The organism is Pseudofrankia saprophytica (assembly GCF_000235425.2).
GTDB lineage: Bacteria > Actinomycetota > Actinomycetes > Frankiales > Frankiaceae > Pseudofrankia > Pseudofrankia saprophytica.
Map to the genome: position 1 here is coordinate 4,034,825 of NZ_KI912266.1, position 19,048 is coordinate 4,053,872.

16 protein-coding genes are annotated in these 19,048 nt (G+C 71.6%); 5 read left to right on the plus strand and 11 right to left on the minus strand.

Annotated elements, in window-relative coordinates; translation table 11 throughout:
* Positions 1 to 8: 8 nt before the first annotated feature.
* The 11 genes from FRCN3DRAFT_RS0216780 to FRCN3DRAFT_RS0216830 all read right to left on the minus strand — a co-directional run bounded on the left by FRCN3DRAFT_RS0216780 (position 9) and on the right by FRCN3DRAFT_RS0216830 (position 12,826).
* A complete protein-coding gene (locus tag FRCN3DRAFT_RS0216780) occupies positions 9 to 1,448 on the minus strand; it encodes an aldehyde dehydrogenase (RefSeq protein ID WP_007511927.1) in 1,440 nt (479 codons plus the stop codon).
* 157 nt (positions 1,449 to 1,605) lie between these two features.
* The gene (locus tag FRCN3DRAFT_RS44815; protein WP_007511930.1) at positions 1,606 to 2,262 is read right to left on the minus strand and encodes a helix-turn-helix domain-containing protein; all 657 of its coding nucleotides are present in this window, start codon (positions 2,260 to 2,262) and stop codon (positions 1,606 to 1,608) included.
* 138 nt (positions 2,263 to 2,400) lie between these two features.
* Entirely contained in the window at positions 2,401 to 3,495 is a 1,095-nt protein-coding gene (locus tag FRCN3DRAFT_RS0216790) for an ABC transporter substrate-binding protein (protein ID WP_007511932.1), read from the minus strand.
* A 136-nt stretch (positions 3,496 to 3,631) separates the two neighbouring features.
* Positions 3,632 to 5,185, minus strand: a complete 1,554-nt coding sequence (locus FRCN3DRAFT_RS49555; RefSeq protein ID WP_007511934.1) for an ABC transporter permease — start codon at positions 5,183 to 5,185, stop codon at positions 3,632 to 3,634.
* The gene (locus tag FRCN3DRAFT_RS0216800) at positions 5,178 to 6,899 is read right to left on the minus strand and encodes an N-acyl-D-amino-acid deacylase family protein (protein ID WP_007511936.1); all 1,722 of its coding nucleotides are present in this window, start codon (positions 6,897 to 6,899) and stop codon (positions 5,178 to 5,180) included. Before FRCN3DRAFT_RS0216800 ends, FRCN3DRAFT_RS49555 begins: the two co-directional genes overlap by 8 nt.
* 16 nt (positions 6,900 to 6,915) lie before the next feature.
* Positions 6,916 to 7,779, minus strand: coding sequence for an alpha/beta hydrolase (locus tag FRCN3DRAFT_RS44825; protein WP_007511938.1), 864 nt, complete (start codon positions 7,777 to 7,779; stop codon positions 6,916 to 6,918).
* A 1-nt stretch (position 7,780) separates the two neighbouring features.
* Positions 7,781 to 8,635, minus strand: a complete 855-nt coding sequence (locus FRCN3DRAFT_RS0216810) for a phytanoyl-CoA dioxygenase family protein (protein WP_007511940.1) — start codon at positions 8,633 to 8,635, stop codon at positions 7,781 to 7,783.
* On the minus strand, positions 8,632 to 9,603 hold the full coding sequence (locus tag FRCN3DRAFT_RS44830; protein ID WP_007511942.1) for an ABC transporter ATP-binding protein: 972 nt from the start codon (positions 9,601 to 9,603) through the stop codon (positions 8,632 to 8,634). The genes FRCN3DRAFT_RS0216810 and FRCN3DRAFT_RS44830 overlap by 4 nt, the downstream gene beginning before the upstream one ends.
* Entirely contained in the window at positions 9,600 to 10,685 is a 1,086-nt protein-coding gene (locus FRCN3DRAFT_RS0216820; protein WP_007511943.1) for a 2OG-Fe(II) oxygenase family protein, read from the minus strand. Before FRCN3DRAFT_RS0216820 ends, FRCN3DRAFT_RS44830 begins: the two co-directional genes overlap by 4 nt.
* Positions 10,686 to 10,790: 105 nt before the next feature.
* On the minus strand, positions 10,791 to 11,255 hold the full coding sequence (locus tag FRCN3DRAFT_RS0216825) for a potassium channel family protein (RefSeq protein WP_007511945.1): 465 nt from the start codon (positions 11,253 to 11,255) through the stop codon (positions 10,791 to 10,793).
* 233 nt (positions 11,256 to 11,488) lie between these two features.
* Positions 11,489 to 12,826, minus strand: coding sequence for a cytochrome P450 (locus FRCN3DRAFT_RS0216830; protein ID WP_007511948.1), 1,338 nt, complete (start codon positions 12,824 to 12,826; stop codon positions 11,489 to 11,491).
* A 182-nt stretch (positions 12,827 to 13,008) separates the two neighbouring features.
* Between FRCN3DRAFT_RS0216830 and FRCN3DRAFT_RS0216835 the strand changes: the two genes are divergently transcribed.
* The 5 genes from FRCN3DRAFT_RS0216835 (at position 13,009) to FRCN3DRAFT_RS0216860 (ending at position 18,719) form a co-directional block, all read left to right on the plus strand.
* The gene (locus FRCN3DRAFT_RS0216835; protein WP_007511949.1) at positions 13,009 to 13,980 is read left to right on the plus strand and encodes an NAD(P)H-dependent flavin oxidoreductase; all 972 of its coding nucleotides are present in this window, start codon (positions 13,009 to 13,011) and stop codon (positions 13,978 to 13,980) included.
* 585 nt (positions 13,981 to 14,565) lie between these two features.
* Positions 14,566 to 15,522 carry a carbon-nitrogen hydrolase family protein gene (locus FRCN3DRAFT_RS0216840; protein WP_269799828.1) on the plus strand — a complete coding sequence of 319 codons (957 nt, stop codon included), beginning with the start codon at positions 14,566 to 14,568 and terminating at the stop codon, positions 15,520 to 15,522.
* A gap of 761 nt (positions 15,523 to 16,283) precedes the next feature.
* Positions 16,284 to 17,555, plus strand: a complete 1,272-nt coding sequence (locus tag FRCN3DRAFT_RS44835) for an aminotransferase class I/II-fold pyridoxal phosphate-dependent enzyme (RefSeq protein WP_007511956.1) — start codon at positions 16,284 to 16,286, stop codon at positions 17,553 to 17,555.
* 201 nt (positions 17,556 to 17,756) lie between these two features.
* Positions 17,757 to 18,176, plus strand: coding sequence for a nuclear transport factor 2 family protein (locus FRCN3DRAFT_RS0216855; protein ID WP_007511959.1), 420 nt, complete (start codon positions 17,757 to 17,759; stop codon positions 18,174 to 18,176).
* A 75-nt stretch (positions 18,177 to 18,251) separates the two neighbouring features.
* The gene (locus FRCN3DRAFT_RS0216860) at positions 18,252 to 18,719 is read left to right on the plus strand and encodes an NUDIX domain-containing protein (RefSeq protein ID WP_007511961.1); all 468 of its coding nucleotides are present in this window, start codon (positions 18,252 to 18,254) and stop codon (positions 18,717 to 18,719) included.
* The last annotated feature ends 329 nt before the right edge of the window (positions 18,720 to 19,048 follow it).

Genomic DNA, 19,048 nt, shown 5'->3' on the forward strand with positions numbered 1-19,048 from the left:
GGCGTGGTTCAGTCCAAGGGAGGAAGGCCGACGGACTTGGTCTCCAGGTAGAGGCTGAAGCCCGCCGTACCGCACTCGCGGCCGATGCCCGAGTTCTTGAAGCCGCCGAACGGCGCGTCGGGTGACTGGAACGCGCCGTTGACGCTGACCATGCCGGTCCGCACCCGGCGGGCGATGTCGACGCCCGCGGCCACGTCGGCCGTCCACACCGAGCCGGACAGGCCGTACTCCGAGTCGTTGGCGATCGCGACGGCCTCGTCGGGGTGGTCGTAGTCGAGCACGCAGACCACCGGACCGAAGATCTCCTCCCGGGCGATCCGCATGCTGTTGTCGACGCCCACGAACAGCGTGGGCTCGACGAACCATCCGCGCGGCTGCGACGCCGGCCGGCCACCCCCGGTCACGATCTTCGCGCCGGCGTCCCGGCCGATGTCGAGGTAGCCCTCGACCCGGTCGCGCTGGCGCCTGGCGAGCAGCGGGCCGATCTGGGTGCCGAGGTCGGCCGGGTCCCCGACCGTCATCGCCGCGACGGCCTCCGCGAACGCGTCGACGAACTCGTCATGGCGCCGCCGCGAGACGAGGATCCTGGTCTGCGCGACGCACGCCTGGCCGGAGTTCAGGAACGCCATCGGCAGCAGGTCGGCGACGGTGCGCTCCAGCGGCGCGTCGTCGAGGATGATCGCGGCCGACTTCCCGCCCAGCTCCAGGCTCACCCGCGCCAGGCGCTCGCCGCACCAGGCGGCGACCTGCCGGCCGACGGCGGCGCTGCCCGTGTACGCGACCTTGTCGACCTGCGGGTGGCGTACCAGGTGGGTGCCGGCGACGCTGCCACCCGGGACGATGTTGACGACACCGGGCGGCAGCCCCACCTCCCGGAGGATCTCGGCGAGCACGTACGTGTCCAGCGGGCTTTCCGGGGCCGGCTTGAGCACGACGCAGCAGCCGGCGGCGATCGCCGGCGCGACCTGCGCCACGGCGAGCAGCAGCGGGAAGTTCGACGGGACGACGCACGCGACGACGCCGACCGGCTCATGCAGGACCAGGGTGCGTCCGCCCTCGCCCAGGTGCTCCTCGAACGGGAACTCCCGGGCCAGCGCCGCCGCCGCGCGCAGGAACGCGATCGGAGCGGGTACCTGGCCGGCGGCGACGAACGAGGCAGGGGAGCCCATCTCGGCGATGATGAGCGCACCGACCTCGGCGCCGCGCCGTTCCAGCAGGTCGGCGGCGCGGTCGAGCAGGTCCGCGCGGTCGGCGACCGGGAGGCGCGGCCACGGGCCGGTGTCGAACGCGGCCCGCGCGGCGGCGACCGCCCGTTCGATGTCGGCCGGCGTCCCGTCCGGAACCCTTCCGACGATCTCCTCGGTGTACGGCGAGATGACGTCGATCGTGGCGTCGCCCAGTGGGTCGAGCCAGTCGCCGTCCGTGTAGAGGTGGGTGTGAACGTGCACAGGTGCTACCTCGGTTCACGATTGTCGGCCGTGCCCGGACGTCGCGGCGCGCGCGACGTCCGGGCACGGTGGGACTCCTGGGATCAGCCGCCCAGAATCGGCGCCGCCCGACGCGAGAGGTCGCCTGGCGCGAAAGGTTGCCTAGCGCGAAGGATGCCTAGTGCGAAAGGTCGCCGCAGGACCTGTTGATCGCGCGGGAGGCGGGCGTGCTCAGGCTTGCCAGCTGGTCGCCGCGCGCGACGACGTCGAACTCGTCGCCGACGATGGCGGCGAGGAACCGGTGCGGGCCGGCGCCGACGATCCGGTACCGGTGCGGTGTCCCGCCGGCATAGGACACGGCGTCGCCGGGGCCTAGCTCGTACTGCTTCCCGTCGACGTCGGCCACGTACTCACCGGCGAGGATGAGAACGAACTCGTCGTTGTGATGGACCGAGTACGGCTGGAACTCCCGCCAGCCGCCGGTGAACTCGATCGCCCTCAGCTGCCGGTTCGCCGGGGTGAGGGCCGAGGCGTTCGAGCCGGGGTCGAGCTCGTCCTGCACCAGGCCGACCCGCTCGGCGACCCGGACGACGTCGGCCTGGCCGCCGGTCTGGCCACTGGACAGCAGCGACAGCGCGCTGGTGCCGAGCGCGTGGGCGATCCGGTCGAGCGACCGCATGCTGGGCAGGGCAAGACCCCGTTCGATCTGCGAGAGGAACGGCTGCGAGAGCCCCGCCTCCTGCGCCACGTCCTGCATCGTCCGCTCCAGCGCCTTGCGTCGACGCCGGATCGCCACGCCGACCTGAGCGCTCAGCTCGGTCCTGGTGTCGCCCACACCTCACCCCTTCCGACGGTGCCCCCGGCGCGGATGGACTCCGGCGAACATACCCGCCATGATCCGGCCGCCGGGCGGCCCGGGCGCGAACACCCGCGGCCCACCGTGGCTCCTCTGACTCCTGTAACCCCGATGTCGTCACGCGGAAAGCAGCGACGTCTTCCCGTCGTATGCCTCCGTGAGGAACGAGAGATCGACGAGCTTGTTCACGTCGGGAAGCTCGGTACGGCCGGCCGCGCGGATCCCGGCGTACACCGGACCGGAGATGTAGTCCTTGTCCATCCAGAGGATGCCCTTCTTGCGGGTCACGTCACTGACCCACAGCTTGATCTGCTTCTTGTTCTCGGTGAGCTGGCCCTCGTAGTCCAGCGCGAGATCGACGCCGTACTTCTCGGCGGACAGATGGGCGCCCAGCTCCGGGTCCTGCATGTTCTTCTCGTGCCCCTTGATCGTCGCCCGCAGGAACCTGACGACGGCGTCGTGGTTGGCGTCGAGGAAACTGCGCTTGGCGATGAGCGCGTCGGCGTAGAGCGGCACGCCGAATTCGGTGAGGGTCGCGGAGAACACCTTGAGACCCTGCGCCTCCAGCACACTGACCTGGTTCGTCGTGTAGCACAGGATGGCGTCGACCTGGCCGTTCGCCAGGGGCGCCGGGTCGGCCCCGATCTGGATGAACTTGTAGTCCTTCGGGATACCGTTCACCTTGAAACAGGCGTCGATCATGGACGGCGAGGAGCTGTCCCCGCCGAGCGTTTTCCCGACCAGGTCCTTGATGCTCTTGATGTTCGGGTCCAACCAGGCGAAGCCGACCGGCGACTCCTGTAGGGTGGCCGCGAACATCACGAAATCCGCGCCCTGCGCCGCCGCGTCGATGATCTTCAGGGTGTCGGAGGCGAGCCCGATCCCGGCCTTGCCGGCCTCCAGGACCTGCACGTTCTCCGGCGCGTTCGGACCGCCGCCGATCCAGTCCGGCGCGATGTTCTCGTCGGCGTAGTAGCCCTGGTCGTCGCCGACCCAGAAACCCGCCCACTCGACGTTCTTGACCCAGGAGAACACGGTGCTGACCTTGGTGCCGGCCGACGCGGCGGCCGCGGTCGACCCCGACGAGGAGTCGTCGCCGCAGGCGGCGAGGACCGTCGGTCCGAGCAGCGCGGCCCCGCCGAACAGGGCGGATCGACGCAGCAGGGACCGGCGGGAAAGCTGGGCGGACGAGACCGCCCCGGACTTGGCCATTGTCTGGTTCCTTCGCTGACGAGAGTGAAATTGATCAGATCAATATTCGGGCGTGTGGGTAGGCGGGAGAGTGGGGCGCCCGGCGGCGCCCGGTCAGGACATTCGGGTCAGGACATCCGGGCTGAGATCGCCCGGCTCAGGACATCCGGGCCGAGACCGCTCGGCCGATCCGGTCGGCGACACCGAACGCGACCATCGACAGCACGACGATCGACAGCGCGACCGCCCAGGCCCGGCCGATGTTCTGACGCCCCATCGCGTCCGCGAACAGGCGGCCGAGCCCACGCTGGCCGATCAGGTACTCGCCGACGACGGCCGCGATCACGCAGACGCCGGCGGTGAGCCGCATGGCGACGACCATGTCGCGCAGCGAGGCCGGTAGGACGACGAACAGGAACCGACGGGGGCGCGGCGCGCCGACGACGGCGAGCAGGTCCAGGGCGCCGTCCGCCGACATCCGCAGGCCCTTGAGGGTGTAGGCGAAGGCGGGGAAGAAGGAGATCAGCACGCAGATGGCGATGATGCTCCAGTCGTTGTAGCCGATCACCGCCGCGACGGCCGGCAGCAGCGCCAGCGTCGGCGCGGTCCTCGCGACGATCACCATCGGGGTCAGCAGGCCACGCAGCAGACCCGACCACCAGGTGGCGATCGCGAGCAGGGCGCCGACGGCGAGCCCGATCGCCCAGCCGGACAGCCCGAGGCGCACTGTGAACAGCGCGCTGCGCAGGAACAGGCCCGGCGTGTCGGCCAGCTCGCCGCCGACCGTGCCCGGCGCCGGGACCAGCAGCGGGCTGACCCCGCTCGCGTCGACGTAGACCGCCCAGCCGGTGACCGCGAGGACGACGAACGCGAGCCAGCCGACCAGCCCGCGCCAGCCGGCGCGGGAGCGGGCCGGCAGCGCGGCGGTGTCGGTGGCGCGCAGCGCGAACCGGTGCTCCACGCCCCGCTCGACCAGGCTGAGCAGGCCGTACGTGACCATCGTGACCGCGGCGATGAGCAGGCAGACGGCCCACAGCAGGGCCGGCCGGTAGTTCTGCATCGAAGTGAGCAGCAGCAGCCCGAGCCCCCGGCTCGCTCCGAACCACTCCCCGAACACCGCGCCGATGATCGCCGACGGGAGCGCGAGTTTCACCCCGAGGACGAGCGAGGGCACCGCGTTCGGCAGCCGGACGAGCAGCCAGTGTCGAAAACGGGGCGCACCCAGCGCGCCGAGCAGGTCCTCCTGCTGCCGCGACCCGCCGGCGAGCCCCGCGCTGACCGTCACGAACGCCGGGAAGAACACGGCGAGCCCGGCGATGACGACCGGGGTCTGGTCCCGCGGGACGACGATCATCAGCAGTGGCGCGAGCGCGATCCACGGGATCGAGTTCAGCGCGATCGCGGCTCCGCCGATCGCGCTGCGCGCCCGCGGGACCATCGAGCTCAGGGATGCCGCCGCGACCGCCAGCGCGAAGCCGAAGCCGAAGCCGCTCGCGGCCCGGCGGAACGTCGCGCTCGCCGCCCGGCTGATCAGCTCGGAGCGGCCGGGCCGGTCGAACTCGTCCAGGATGGTCGTGAGGGGAAGCCAGGTCTTCCCGAAGGTGCCCGCCCGCCCGGTCCACTCCCAGAGCACGACGAAGACGACTGTGCCGAGCACCGGAAACAGGAACGGGCGGGCGGCGCGCGACAGCCGGCTCAGCTTCTCAGACAAGGGCCACCGTCCTGGTGTCCCTGCCGCCGCGCAGGAGGGCACCGGCGCGGGCGGCGGTGAACTCCCCGTCGACGACGGCGTCGGCGCCGCCCACCAGCACCCGGTCGATGCCGGTCGCCTCGGCGTACAGCCGTCCCGCCCCGCCGGGCAGGTCGAACCGGGTGTGGACCGGGCCGGAGCCCACCGTCGCCGGGTCGAGGATGACGACGTCGGCCCAGGAGCCGACCGTGAGGCGGCCGCGCCCGACCAGGCCGTACAGGTCGGCCGGCACCGAGGTCAGCATCGCCACGCCCTCCTCGAGTGAGATGACGCCGTGCTCGCGGACGCCCTCGGCCAGCAGCACCGTCGTGTACTGGAAGGACGCGAACAGGTCGAGGTGCGCGCCGGCGTCGGAGGCGCCGACGACGGCCCGCGGATCACGCCAGACCCGCGCCCGCGCCGCCCAGTCGGCCGCGCTCTCCTCGACGACGGAGCCGAACGCGGTCCGCAGGTCGTCGGCGACGACGACGTCCAGCAGCGCGTCGAACGCCGTCGTGCCCGCCTGGCTGGCGAGCTCGGCCGCGGTCCGCCCGAGGGCCGGTCGCAGCGCCGGATCGAAGACCTCCAGGATCTGTTTGCGGTCCCAGTCGGTGATGTGCGGCAGGGGGTTGTCGGCGCTGGCCGCGCCGGCGAGCAGCCTCGCCCGCACCGATGGGTCGGCGAGCGCGCGCAGCTTCTCGTCGTGCGGGAGCCACAGCACGTCCGCCCAGCCGGGGATCGCGTCGAGCATGAAGCCGCTGTGGAAGCTGAGGCGCAGCGCGGTCGTCATCGGCGCGGTCAGCGCGACGACCCGGCCGCCGCGCTCGGCGGCGTGGCTGCCGGCGGCGAGCTTCGCGGTGGCGTCACCGGCCGTGCCGGCGGTGACCGGCAGCACGTTCCAGTTGAGCGGGCGCTGCGCGGCCACCGACATGGCGGCCATCAGGTCGAGGATCTCCTCGTCGAACGACGCGGTGACGTGCGGGATGAACTCCAGCGACGTGCCGGGGAAGTCCCGGCACACCTCGCACAGCGCGAGCACCTCCTCCCTGGTCGCCACCCGGGACGGCACCCTGCCCCCCTCGGCGTCGTTGTGGGTGCGCGACCACGACGACGAGAAGCCCAGGGCACCGGCACGCAGGCCGTCGGCGAGCAGCTCGCGCATCGCGGTGATCTCCGCGTCGGTCGCGGCGCGTTCCAGCGCCTGGCCGCCCATGACGACCCGGCGCAGCGCCGAGTGCCCGACCATGAACCCGGCGTTGACGGAGAGCGTCCCGTCCAGCCGGTCGAGGTACTCGGCGGTCGAGCGCCAGTCGAACGGCACCCCCTGCTGGAGGGTCTCCAGCGGGATTCCCTCTACCCGGGCGAGCATCCGCATCAGGTAGGCGCCGTCGGCCGGGTCGTCCGACAGCGGGGCGATCGTGAACCCGCAGTTGCCGCCGACGACGGTGGTCACCCCGTGCAGCGGCGACGGGCTGAGCGTCGGGTCCCAGAACGCCTGGGCGTCGTAGTGGGTGTGCAGGTCGATGAAGCCGGGCGCGACGACCCGGCCGGACGCGTCGACGGTCCGGCGGGCCGGCTGGCCGCGCAGGTCGCCGACGGCGACCACCCGCCCGTCGGTGACGGCGACGTCGGCGGGCCGGCGTGGCGCTCCGGTGCCGTCGACGAGGGTGCCGCCGACGATCAGAAGATCGAACAAGGGTGGCTCCTTGGCCTCATCGCGGCTCGTCCGGATCGGGGCGGGCGTCGGTCAGGAACGTGTCGACCAGGCAGGTGGTGTCCTCGAAGCGCTCCCAGGCGACCATGTGGCCGCAGTCGAGGGTCGTGACGAGAAGCTGGTCCCCGAGCTGTCGGCGCAGCTGGGCGAGCAGGGTGGGGGTGACCACGCCGGCCTGCCCGGCGACGACGACCAGCGTCGGGCGGGCCGTCGGGATCTCGGGCACCGGGCGGCACAGCTCACCCAGCCCCGCGATGACCGCGGGCCGGCTGAACCGGAACCGGTACCGGCCGTCGGCACCCTCGAACAGGTGATGCTCGATCTCGGTGCGGACGGCGGGATGCACGCCGCCGAGCTGCGCGGCCGCGCCGACCCGCAGCGACCCGGCGAGCGCCGTGCTGTCCGGCGAGGACCTCAGCCAGCCCGCGCTGCGGGCGACGATCGCGGCGTCGAGGTCCGGCCAGCCGTCGGCGGCGAGCATGCCCTCGGCCTCGGCCGCCATCAGCGCCGACGGCCGGGCGATGCCCGGGTCGAGCAGGACGAGCCGGCGCAGCCGCCCGGGCGCCCGGGCCAGCAGGCGCAGCCCGACCGCGCCGCCGTAGGAGTGGCCGACCAGGTCGACGGTCCCGGCACCGAGGTCGTCCAGGGTGTCGAGGACGTCGTCGACGAGCTGGTCGAGCGACCACGGCGGCTCCCACGGCGAGAAGCCATGCCCGCGCAGGTCGACCGCGAGGGTCCGCCGGGCCGGCCACCCCTCGGTGGCGAGCCGTTCCCAGCGACGCGCGTGGCCGGTGATCCCGTGGATCGCCAGCAACGGCGGCCCGGCCGGGTCGCCGTACCGCTCGACGTTGAGGACCGCCATGTCAGCGCCCGCTGGCCCGCGTCGCCGAGTTGTCGAACCGGCCGTCCCAGGCGCCGGCCTCGATGGGGGCACCGGAGCACCACTTGCCGCGCACGTGCCGGCGGATCGCCTCGTCGTTGCTCGGCCGGCTCGCCGCGTGCCACAGGTGGCTGTGGTGGAACAGCAGGTCGCCGCGCTGGCAGTAGACCGCGACCTCGCCCGGCACCTTGCGGTACCGCTCCGGGCGGTTCGCGGGCGGGGTCCGGTGGCTGCCCGGCAGCATCCGCAGGAAGCCGTTCTCCGGCGAGGTGTCGTCCAGGTTGACGGTGAACGCGACCGCCGGCCAGATCGGCATGTTCGGCGTCGACTCGAAGTCCGGGTGCCAGACGAGGCCCTTGTAGAGCGAGGCGCCGCGGGCGTCGAGGTACATGACGCCGTGCCGGTCGTAGTCGTAGAAGAAGGAGTCGCCGCCGAGCAGGCGCGGGGCGAGCGAGCCGATCAGCGAGCCGCGGATCATACGGTCGACCAGCGCCGAGGCCTGGGTCACGTAGACGACGTAGTTGCGGAACGGCAGCCCGTCGACGAGCACCTCGCCGGGTGGTTCCAGCTCGGCGGCGCCGTGCCGCGGGTCGAGCTCTCCCCGCATGAGGGCGGTGTGCAGCCGGACCAGCTCGGCGTCGAGCTCGTCGACCTCCGCCTCGCGCAGCGCGCCGCGGACCAGGACGAACCCGAGCTCGTCGAAGATGCGGGCGAGCTCGTCGCCGGCGGCCTCCTCGGCGGCGGCCGCGCCGGCGGGCACCTCGACCAGCCACGGTTCGAGGGTGGCGGCGAGCCGCTCCCACGGTGGCTGCTCGGTCTGCGGCCGGGTGTCGGTCACGATGAATCCTCCGTGTCTGGACCGGCGGCGCCAGTCCGAGCGTCGTCGGCCTCGGTAGTGAGCAGGGCGCGGGTCAGCCGGTCCTCCAGCTCGTGGAAGGTGGGATCGGTCAGCAGCTCCAGGCCGCGCGGGCGGTCGAAGGGCACGGTGACGACGTCGACGACCCGCGCCGGCCGGGCGCTCATCACCACGACCCGGTCGGACAGCAGCACCGCCTCGTCGACCGCGTGCGTGACCATCAGGGTCGTGATCCGCCGTTGCGCCCAGATCCGCTGCAGCTCGAGGTTGAGCCGGCGGCGGGTGACGGCGTCCAGGGCGCCGAAGGGCTCGTCCAGCAGCAGCACGTCGGGCCGCAGGACCAGCGAGCGCGCGATCGACACCCGCTGGCGCATCCCGCCCGACAGCTCGCGCGGGCGCAACCCGGCCGACGCCGTCAGGCCGACCAGCTCGATCAGCTCGTCGACGAGCTGCCGGTCGACGCGGCGGCCGACCGCCCGGAACGGCAGCGCGATGTTGCCGCGCACGTCCAGCCAGGGCAGCAGGGCGTGATCCTGGAAGGCGATCCCGAGCCGGTGCTCGGACACGACCTCGGCGGGCGGGCGTCCGAGCACGCGGACCTCGCCGCCGGACGGCGCCTCCAGGCCGGCGACCATCCGAAGGGCCGTCGACTTCCCGCACCCGGACGGGCCGAGCAGGGAGACGAACTCGCCGCTGGCGACCTCGAAGCCGACCTCGTCGAGGGCTCGCAGTGCTCCTCGGCGACCGGTGCTGAAGGTCTTGGAGACGGCGGTGAAGCTGATCCCGGGGCTGGCGGCGGCTCGGGGAGAGGGTACGGCGGCGGGTTTCCCGGCGACGGCCGGGACGCCCGTCGGGGTGCTGGGGGAGGCGGTGTCGGCGGAGGCGGTGCTGGCCGTGGTGGCTGTCGTGTCGTCCACGGTGGTGCTGGCCGTGCTCGCGGCGGCGGTCATGCAGTCACCTCGTTGCGGTGGTGCCCGGTCGTGGCGCGTGGCGCGACCCGGCCGAGCTGGGCGAGTTTTGTCGTCAGATAGGCGCCGGCGGTGATGGAGACGGGTTGACCGGCCGGATCGACACCATCGATCACGGCGTCGTGGTTCGGGAACTGGAAATGGGCGATGCTTGTGCGGGCCGGGTACGGCGGCTCGCCGGCCGGCACCGCGACCCGGTGCCAGGCCGAACGCCACCGTGCCCCGCTCAGCACGGCGAGCAGGTCGCCCACGTTGACGACGAGTCCGTTCGGTGGGCAGGTGACCGGAACCCAGGTCGTGCCGACCTTGACCTCCAGGCCGGGGTGGCCGTCGACGGCCAGGATGGTGAGCGTCCCGTAGTCGGTGTGCGCGCCGCCGCGCCGCCGACCGGTCTCGGGGCGGGTGGCGAGCGCCGGGTAGTGGTTCGCCCGGGTGGTGCCGATCGGGCGGGTCACCAGGGCGTCGAAGGCGTACGGGTCGTCGCGCAGGACGAGCCCGCCCACGCGCAGCAGACGGTGCGCGAAGAGCTCCATGGCCCGCCGGTAGGCGATCCAGGTCCGCTGGAAGTGGGGGAGGTGGCGCGGCCAGATGTTGCCGGCCGTGAACGGCCCCGCGTCGACGGGCGGCTCCGGGCCGATCGCGAAGGTCTCGGAGAGGTCCGGCGGTTCCGGCGCCGGGTCGCCCGGATCCGATGGCACGGCCAGATGGGCCGGACCGGCCGGACCGGCGGTCCGGGCGGGGCCGGGCGTGGGCGCGGCGGCGAGCGCCTGGGCTTCGGCGCCCAGGCCGTAGTAGCCGCGTTGCACGCCGGGCGGGCAGTCGAGGCGCAGACCGTCCTTGACGGCGGCGCCGGACCCGAACAGGTCGCCCGCGGCGGTGAGCGCGGCCGTGGTGAGGGTCCGATCGACTCCGTGACCGACAGCGACGAAGAAGCCGGTCGTGGCGCAGGCGGCGTCGACCCGGGCGGCCACGTCGGCCAGCGCGGTGGCATTACCTGACTCAATACCGCCGACATCGATCACCGCCAACCCCTGGCCCTGCGGCTCGGCGCCTCCCGATCTCATGGCCAAATATTGATGGGATCTATTTTCATCGAGATGACTGGACCGTTACGGTCCCGCGTCGACGCGGCCGGCAGCCGACCAGCCGACCGGGGCCAGACAGAATGATCACTCTTGGTGATGGTTCAGGGCGCTTTCGATGCGGCTCAGCCGGGCGTCGATCGTGCGGAGCAGCGCTTCGACGTCGGGGTCGCGCGGATCCCCGGCGACCGCGGGACGGGCGGTGCTCTCCGCCGGTATCCGTTCGATCTGGGCGCGGCGGACGAAGCTGGACGTGACCCAGGCGGTCACGATGGAGAGGAAGGCGATCGACTCGAGCATGATGAACGAACCGATGAGCCGGCCGGCCGCCGTCCCCGGCACGACGTCCCCGTATCCCACCGTGGTGACGGTCTGCAGCGCCCACCACATACCGATCCCGACGTTCGGGACGCTTCGTGCGTCGACGACCCGGATGACGACACCACCGACGAGCACGGTCAGCGTCGTCGCGGCGATGATGACCCGCATCGCGCGCCGGGCCGAGAGTGGCTGGGTGGCATAGGTGCGCAGGATCCGGTTCAGAACTCTCATGTTCGTCCCCTCCCACCGTCCCGCACGTGGAGGTCGGCGCCGTCGGATGTGGGGCATCGTCCGCGGACGGACCTGGCCCGCGGCCATGCTCACACGCCGTCGCGGGCCATGCCCGGCACGGACACCCCTGGCGCGACGAGGCTGAGTGGAGTCGACGGCGCGGCGCCCACGCTCACGGGGCCGGCAGCCGGTGATCAGCCGCGCTCTGGTCCGGTCCCGGGCGTTCCGGGTTGTCAGGACGGGGTGAAGGTCACCGGCAGGACGGTCAGGCCGCGTACCCAGATCGCCTGGTTCCAGAGGAGGTCGTCGGCGGGGACGGCGAGGGTGAGGTCGGGCAGCCGGTCGAGGAGCACCTCGATGGAGGTCTGGGCGATCACTTCGGCGAGCTCCTGTGCGGGGAACGGGCAGCGGTGCTCGCCGTGGCCGAAGGTCAGGTGGGCCTGGTTCCCACCAGAGCCGGCGGACGGGTCGGGGCGCACGTCCGGGTCGGCGTTCGCCGCGGCGGCGCCGATCACCAGCATGTCGCCGGCCTGGATGCGCTGACCGCCGAGCTGGCCGGTGTGTACCGCCCAGCGCCCGGTGAAGTTGGCGATCGGCGGGTCCTCCCAGAGGACCTCGGCCATCGCCTGCCCGACGCTGCGCCGCCCGCCGGCCAGCGTCGTCGCGAATCGGGCGTCCGCCAGCAGCAGCCGCAGGGTGTTCCCGATCCAGTAGGCGGTCGGCTGCTGGCCGGCGGCCAGCAGCACGAAGATGTCCTGGAGAGCCTCCTCGTCGGTGAACGCCGCCGGATGCGTGATCAGCCGCGAGATCGCATCGAAGCCTGGACTGTCACGCCGCAGCGTGATGAGGCGGGTCACCAGCGCCATGAGACGGCCATGCGCCGCCAGCGCGTCCGCGCCGTGGTCGAAGAGCGTCACGAGGTCCTGGACCATCTCGGAGGTGTCCTCGTCCGGGATGCCGAGCATTCCCGCGACCGCCCGGGCCGGCATCACGTGGGCGTATGAGTACATGAGTTCGGCCTGGCCGCGGTCGGCGAACGCGTCGACGAGTTCGTCGGCGATCCGCTCGCACCGGTGGCGCAGCTCGAAGGGGTCCACGGCGGCGAGCACCTCGTGGATGGCGTCCGAGTGCCGGGCGTGCTCGGTGCCGGTCACCCAGCTGACCGAGTCCGCCTTCCCGAGGGCTGGCCGCAGCGGCCAGTCCGGCGGGACGAGGTCCCAGGCGTTCCACCGAGCCGAGTCGCGGTCGTAGAGGTCGCCGCGGCTCGCGACGAAGTGCGCCTCCCGGTAGCCGAGGACCAGCCAGGCCGGGATGTCGCCTTCCAGCAGCACCGGCGCGACCGTGCCGTGCTCGGCCCGCAGCCGGCGGTACAAGCCAGCCACGTCATGGCTGATCGAATCCCCGTAGAGGCGAGCGGCGCCGGCATGCGCCGGGTAGCGCGCCGGGAGGTCGCCGGCCGGCCCGGCGGTCGATCCGCCGGCCGGTCCACGAGCCGATCCGCCGGTCGGGACGGGCTGCTCGCTGGCGTGCCGCGTGGCCTCGGCCATCAGGTCGGTCCTCGGGTCGGCCATCGTCGTCGTCTCCCCGTTGCGCTGTGATCATGTGCGTCTGGTGTTCCGGTGTGACCGGCGATCATGCCAGGGATGGGCTGGCCCGGGATCGCCAGGGCCGAGCTGGGCTGTTCGTCCGTCGTGGCCATGCCGGCGCTGTGCCTGGCCCGATGGAACGGGGGCCCGGCTGTCATTGTCGACGGATGCGCACGCCCTTCTGTGACCTGATCGGCATCGAAGTGCCGATCATGCTTGCCCCCTTCGGGCCATGGGCACAGGTGGGCCTCGCCGCCGCCGTGTGCAATGCCGGAGCGCTCGGCAGCGTCGGCACCGCCGTCCGTGAGCCGGCCGAGCTGCGCCGGCAGTGGGAGCAACTGCGCGAGCTGACCGATCGGCCCTTCGCGATCAACCACACCGGCCGCCCGTTCGACCCGGCCGTGTTCGACGAGATACTGGCGGCGAGACCGGCGGTGGTGTCCTTCCATCTTGGTGTTCCAGCCGCCCGGATCGCCGAGGCGCACAGCGTGGGCGCCCGCTGGATCCAGCAGGTCGGTGACCGGCGCGGCGCCGAGCTGGCGCTGGAGGCCGGTGCCGACGTGCTCGTCGCCCAGGGCTGGGAGGCCGGCGGTCACGCGGGCTGGGTCGGAACCATGGTGCTCGTCCCGCAGCTGGTGGACCTCGCGGGTGAGGTGCCCGTGCTGGCGGCCGGCGGGATCGCCGACGGCCGCGGTGTCGCGGCCGCGCTGGCCCTCGGCGCGCAGGGGGTGCTGCTCGGGACGCGGTTCCTCGCCAGCACAGAGATGGACATCGATCCGGCCTGGAAGGGGCGGATCCTCGCGGCCGACGCCACCGAGGCGGTCAAGGTGACCCACAGCGAACAGGTGTTGCCGCCGTTCACGCTCGACCTCCCGCCGGGCCCGCCACCAGCGCCCCGTGCGTTGCGGACGCCGCTGGTCGACCAGCTGGCGGCCGATCCGGGCGCCGTCGACGCCGACGAGTTCCGCGCGACGTTCCTGGCTGACGTACGCGCCAACCGCGGACACGAAAGCCTGCCGTTCACCGGCCAGTCCGCCGCCCTGGTGCGCGACATCGCCCCAGCCGCCGAAATCATCTCGCGTCTCCTCACCCAGGCGGAGACGGCACTGGCAGACGCGCGCCGCGCCGTTTCCGGATGAGGCGGACGTAGCGGGCCCGCTCTGCCGTCGACATCACGTCGTGAGGCAGGGTTGGGGGTGGCATTGCGAGCAGGTCCGCGGGCGGGCGCTGCCGCCCTACCGGCCAGTTCCTCGGTGATCGCTGTTTGTGCCCTGCCGTGGTTGCCGGCGGGACACAATCGCGACCACCGGAGTGCCGAAACGGCGATCAAGCCGCGGGCCCGACCGCTGGGGGCGGCAGTGGTGAACTTGCGGGTCACGGTCGTCTGCGCGAAGTCACAAATGTAGTGCTTTGACCAGGGCTGAGGATGAGGTTTCCCCGGAGTTCGGCAGGCGAGCACTCCAGCCTCACTGGCCAGATGGACCGCCGGCGGCAGACATGAGTCCGCCGGCCTCCTGACCCAACACGCGGAACCCGGCACCGATCGCGGCGAAGGCGTCATCTAGGCGCGGCGCGCCGAGACAGCTGGTGCCGGCACGCCGTTGCCCGCCGGACTCCGCACCCCGCCGGCCTCCAGGAGTGTTGGCCAAGGACAGCCCTATCGGTACGGAATACTAAGGCTATGGCTGGTCAACTGATGTCAGGAAGCCGTGCCTAGGCTGACGGTGGCGACGTGCCAGTTTCCGGTGGACGCCGACGTCGCGCGCAACGGCCGATATGTCATGCGCCAGATGCGGTCTGCGCGAGAGCAAGGGGCGGGTGTCGCCCACTTTCCAGAGGCATGCCTGTCGGGGTACGCGGGATCGGACTTTCCGAGCCACGAAGGATTCGACTGGGAGTTGCTCGAACGTGTCACCCGGCAGGTCCTAGCGCTGGCTCGCGAGCTTCGATTGTGGGTCGTGCTCGGCTCGGCACACCGTCTAGCAGATGATCATAAGCCCCACAACAGCCTGTACGCCATCGATGCGACCGGCAGCATCGTCGACCGGTACGACAAGCGCTTCTGCTCCGGCGATCCGGCGGAAAGTACCGGCGACCTGGCGCACTACACGCCCGGCGACCATCCGACCATGTTCACGATCAGCGGCGTTCGGTGCGGTGCGCTCATCTGCCACGACTACCGGTACCCAGAGCTGTACCGTGCCTACAAGCGCGACGGTGTCCAGCTGATCTTCCATTCCTACCATGCCGCCCACATGAAGCCTGAGAAGGTGGCGGCCATCCGCGCTGCCGTCGGTGAGGACCTGCAGCGCCTTAATCCCGGCAGCACCTATGCCGGCATCACCATGCCAGCGATGATGACCGCGGAGGCGGCGGCCAACCACGTCTGGATCAGCTGCCCGAACTCCTCTGCCCGGGAGAGCTGTTGGGGCGCCTTCTTCGTCCGTGCCGACGGCGTCACCACCGGACGACTACCGCGCAACCGGGCCGGCGTGCTGATCTCCACCGTCGACACCGGGGCCGCGCTCTACGACTCCACCGCGGCCTGGCGCACCCGCGCGATGGCGGGTGTGCTCCACAGCGGAACCCTCGTACACGACGCCCGTTCCACGCAGCGCACGTGGCTATGGTCGGCTGACCAGACCGTCGCGGGCGAGGACGACACTTCACGTGAGAAGTGACCTCGTCTCAGCGCGCGGGGGAAAAGGCGCATCAATCGGGGCCCTGCGCTGGGGTGACGTTTGGTGTGGTTGTGCGGACGGCGCGCTGAGCTTCTCATCGCAGGGCGGCGCCACTTCTCGACGGAGAACACGGCGTTGACGGTGGTGAGCCGTTCGGCTGTACTGGCCGCCAGTGGCTGTCGGTGATCTGGTGGGATTTTCGGAGCTGGGACTCCGAAAATCCCACCAGATCATGAACGGGCCGATGATCTGGCGGAATCCTGGGCGCGCTTCCTTGCGCTGCTTGTGGGTTTTCACGCCCGACGATCGGAAGGAGAGGTCGATCGGCGTTCTGACGAGAACGTGCAGGTCGGAGTCGTCGGGGCAGAGCAACAAGCGTATGCGCGGCTCTCGACCGTCTCCATCGGGGTCTCCGACGACTCTTTTGGCGTCCACACACCCACGCTGATCGGCGATCTGGCCTACGAGTCGCTCGGGCACACCACCGTCGCGTTCACCCCGCGTTGCAGGTAAACGACCCGACCCGACCCGGCAGCGACCGACGATGGCCGCCTTCTTGTGATCAGTTGATATGCGGGTGGCTGGATGATGGTTTATATCCACCCGGGGTGGAGCCGGTTCCGGGCCCGGAAGGGCGGCGCGTGCCGTATTGGGTGGCTGAAAATCCTCGTTGGACCCTCTCCGGTAACGTCGGTGGCCGATGTCAGGCGATCGCTCGGGAGCGGCGCGATGGCGGGCCCGAACGAGGGGGAGAAAGCCGCGTGTCGGTGTCCGAACGGTCCGAGGTGCTGGCGCGCGTCGAGGAGACGTTCAAGCGGGGGATACCGCTTGGCCTGATGCGCGCGGTCGCCACCGACGAGGTCAGCGACGGGCGCACGGTCACGGTCGACGGCCGCCCCCTGGTCAATGTCGGGTCCTGCAGCTATCTGGGGCTTGAGACCCATCCGGTCCTCACCGAGGCCGTCGCGAGCGGCGCGCGGCGTTTCGGGACGCAGTTCGCCTCGTCGCGCGGATACCTGTCGGCGCCGCTGTACCCGGCTGCCGAGGCGGCGCTCGAGGACCTGTTCGGCCGGCCGACCGCGCTGTTCACGAGCACGACGCTCGGCCATCTGGCCACGATTCCGACGCTGGTCGGCCCGGACGACGTCCTGCTGTTGGACGCGCAGGTACACGAGACGGTCCGGCTCGCCGCGGTGCACGCCAGGGTGAACGGGACCACCGTCGAGACGGTGCCGCACAACAGCGTGCGGGTGGTCGACCGCCGGGTCAGGGAGCTCGGCCCCGGCACCAGCCGGATCTGGTACGCCGCCGACGGCCTCTACAGCATGTACGGCGACCTGGCCCCGGCCGAGGCGCTCAGCGAACTCGTCGAGCGGCACGACAGGCTCTGGCTCTACGTCGACGACGCGCACTCCATCTCCTGGACGGGGCGGCACGGGCGCGGTCACGCGCTGGAGCGGCTTAGCCCGGCGGCGCTGGAGCGCACGGTCGTCACCGGGTCGCTGAACAAGTCGTTCGCGGCCACCGGCGGCGCGATCACCTTCCCCGACGCCGCCAGCCGTGACCTCGTCGCCGGGCTGAGCGCCCCGAGCATGTTCTGCGGCCCCGTGCAGCCGCCGATGCTCGCCGCCGTGATCGCCTCGGCCGAACTGCACCGGTCCGCCGAGGTGGCCGAGCGTCAGTCGCTGCTGCTGGCGCGGATCAGGCTGTTCAACGAGCTCGCGCTCGCCAGGGACCTGCCGCTGCTCACCACGGACGAGACACCGCTGCGCTACGTCGGCACCGGGCCAGACGTGGTCTGGTCGCTCGCGGTGCGGCTGCGCGACGCCGGGTTCTTCGTCAACGTCGCGGTGTATCCGGCGGTGCCCAGCGCGCGGGAGGGGCTGCGGCTGACGCTCACCCTGCACCAGACCGAGGCCGACGTCGAGAACCTGGTCGACGCGATCGCCGACCAGCTCCCCCTCGCCCTCGCCGACCAGGGCCGCACCCCGGCCGACCTGCACCGCCTGCGCCGCCGCGTACGCGGTACCTGACCCTGACCCTGACACTGGCCGTAGGCGGACGGCGACCTGACCATGACCCGGCCTCACCTGATCGGGAGTGTTCGAGAGCGGCGGCCTGAACGGACGTGGTCGACGACGAGCACGGTCAGACCGGCGTCGTGGCCGTCGCCGTGGTGGGATGACGTTCCGCGCAGAGCGGGCAGAGCGGGCGGGACGGGAGAGGCGGTACGCGTGGACGTCGAGACGTTAGGCGCGATCGAAGAGATCAAGCAGTTGAAGGCGCGGTACTTCAGACTGCTGGACACCAAGAAGTGGGACGAGTGGGCGGACGTGTTCACCGAGGACGTGACCGTCTGGGTCGAGGACGTACCGGACACCACGTTCGCCGGCCGGGACAGCTTCGTCGAGACGATCAGCACGACCCTCGCCAGCGCCGTCACCACGCACCACGGGCACATGCCGGAGATCGAGGTCACCGGGTCGGACACGGCCCAGGGTGTGTGGGCGATGTTCGACTACGTCCAGTGGGCCGAGCCGGCCACCACCCTCCAGGGTTACGGGCACTACCACGAGCAGTACCGCAGGGACGCCGACGGGCGCTGGCGGATCAGCTCTCTGCGCCTGCACCGCCTGCGGACCGACTTCTCCTGACGGGCTGCCCGACGGATCTGCCCCGACACGGACCTGCCTCGGCCGCTCGGCCCGCCGTTGGCGGAAGATAGGCGTGTGGGACGGATCGACTACTACCACGACCCGAACGCGCCGCGGGCGAACGCGCTGGTCGTCGGCGGCTGCGCCGTCGTCCCCGGCGCCGATGGCCGGATCCTCCTGCAACGACGGGCCGACAACGGGGAATGGGCACTCCCGGGCGGCGGCATGGACATCGGGGAGACGTTCGCCGACTGCGTGATCCGGGAGGTCCGAGAGGAGACCGGGTTCGACGTCGTCATCGAGCGGATCGTCGGCATCTACTCGGACCCGGGGCACGTCTTCGCCTACCCCGACGGCGAGATCCGCCAGCAGTTCTCGATCTGCTGCGCCTGCGCGATCGTCGGCGGTGAGCTGGCCGTGAGCAGCGAGTCGACCGCGGTCGCTTTCTTCACGCTCGACGAGCTCGCCGACCTGCACATGCACGAGACTCACCGGATCCGCATCCGCGACTGGCTCGCGAACACCGCCCCGGTGCTGCGGTGACGACGACGGCCTAGCCGACGAGTTCCTGGGCCGCGGCGAGCTCGGGTAGCGATAGTCCGCCTCCACCGTCCACGCCGTGCGGCGCACCGGGTACGGATCGACGGCGAGCGCCTCCCTGTTGCCGAACGTGTCGGTGTGCAGGACGGAGAAATGCGCGATGTCGCAGAAGAGACATCAACAAGGGTGCTGGGCCCGTCAGGGGCTCGCCGTCGCCGTGGCTCTCAGCAGGTGGTCCGTGATGACTGGACCAGCGGGCCGGTGGCCAGGACGGTTCGGCGCTCACCGCGGGTTTCGTAGAGTTGGGATCAGCGCTGTGTGGTGGGGAGGGC

Bases quoted from the DNA above. Each gene is read 5' to 3' on its own strand.
- FRCN3DRAFT_RS0216820 (WP_007511943.1), bottom strand. From the start codon at position 10,685: ATGAGATCGGGAGGCGCCGAGCCGCAGGGCCAGGGGTTGGCGGTGATC.
- FRCN3DRAFT_RS0216835 (WP_007511949.1), top strand. From the start codon at position 13,009: ATGCGCACGCCCTTCTGTGACCTGATCGGCATCGAAGTGCCGATCATG.
- FRCN3DRAFT_RS0216790 (WP_007511932.1), bottom strand. From the start codon at position 3,495: ATGGCCAAGTCCGGGGCGGTCTCGTCCGCCCAGCTTTCCCGCCGGTCC.
- FRCN3DRAFT_RS0216830 (WP_007511948.1), bottom strand. From the start codon at position 12,826: ATGGCCGACCCGAGGACCGACCTGATGGCCGAGGCCACGCGGCACGCC.
- FRCN3DRAFT_RS44830 (WP_007511942.1), bottom strand. From the start codon at position 9,603: ATGACCGCCGCCGCGAGCACGGCCAGCACCACCGTGGACGACACGACA.
- FRCN3DRAFT_RS44825 (WP_007511938.1), bottom strand. From the start codon at position 7,779: ATGGCGGTCCTCAACGTCGAGCGGTACGGCGACCCGGCCGGGCCGCCG.
- FRCN3DRAFT_RS0216825 (WP_007511945.1), bottom strand. From the start codon at position 11,255: ATGAGAGTTCTGAACCGGATCCTGCGCACCTATGCCACCCAGCCACTC.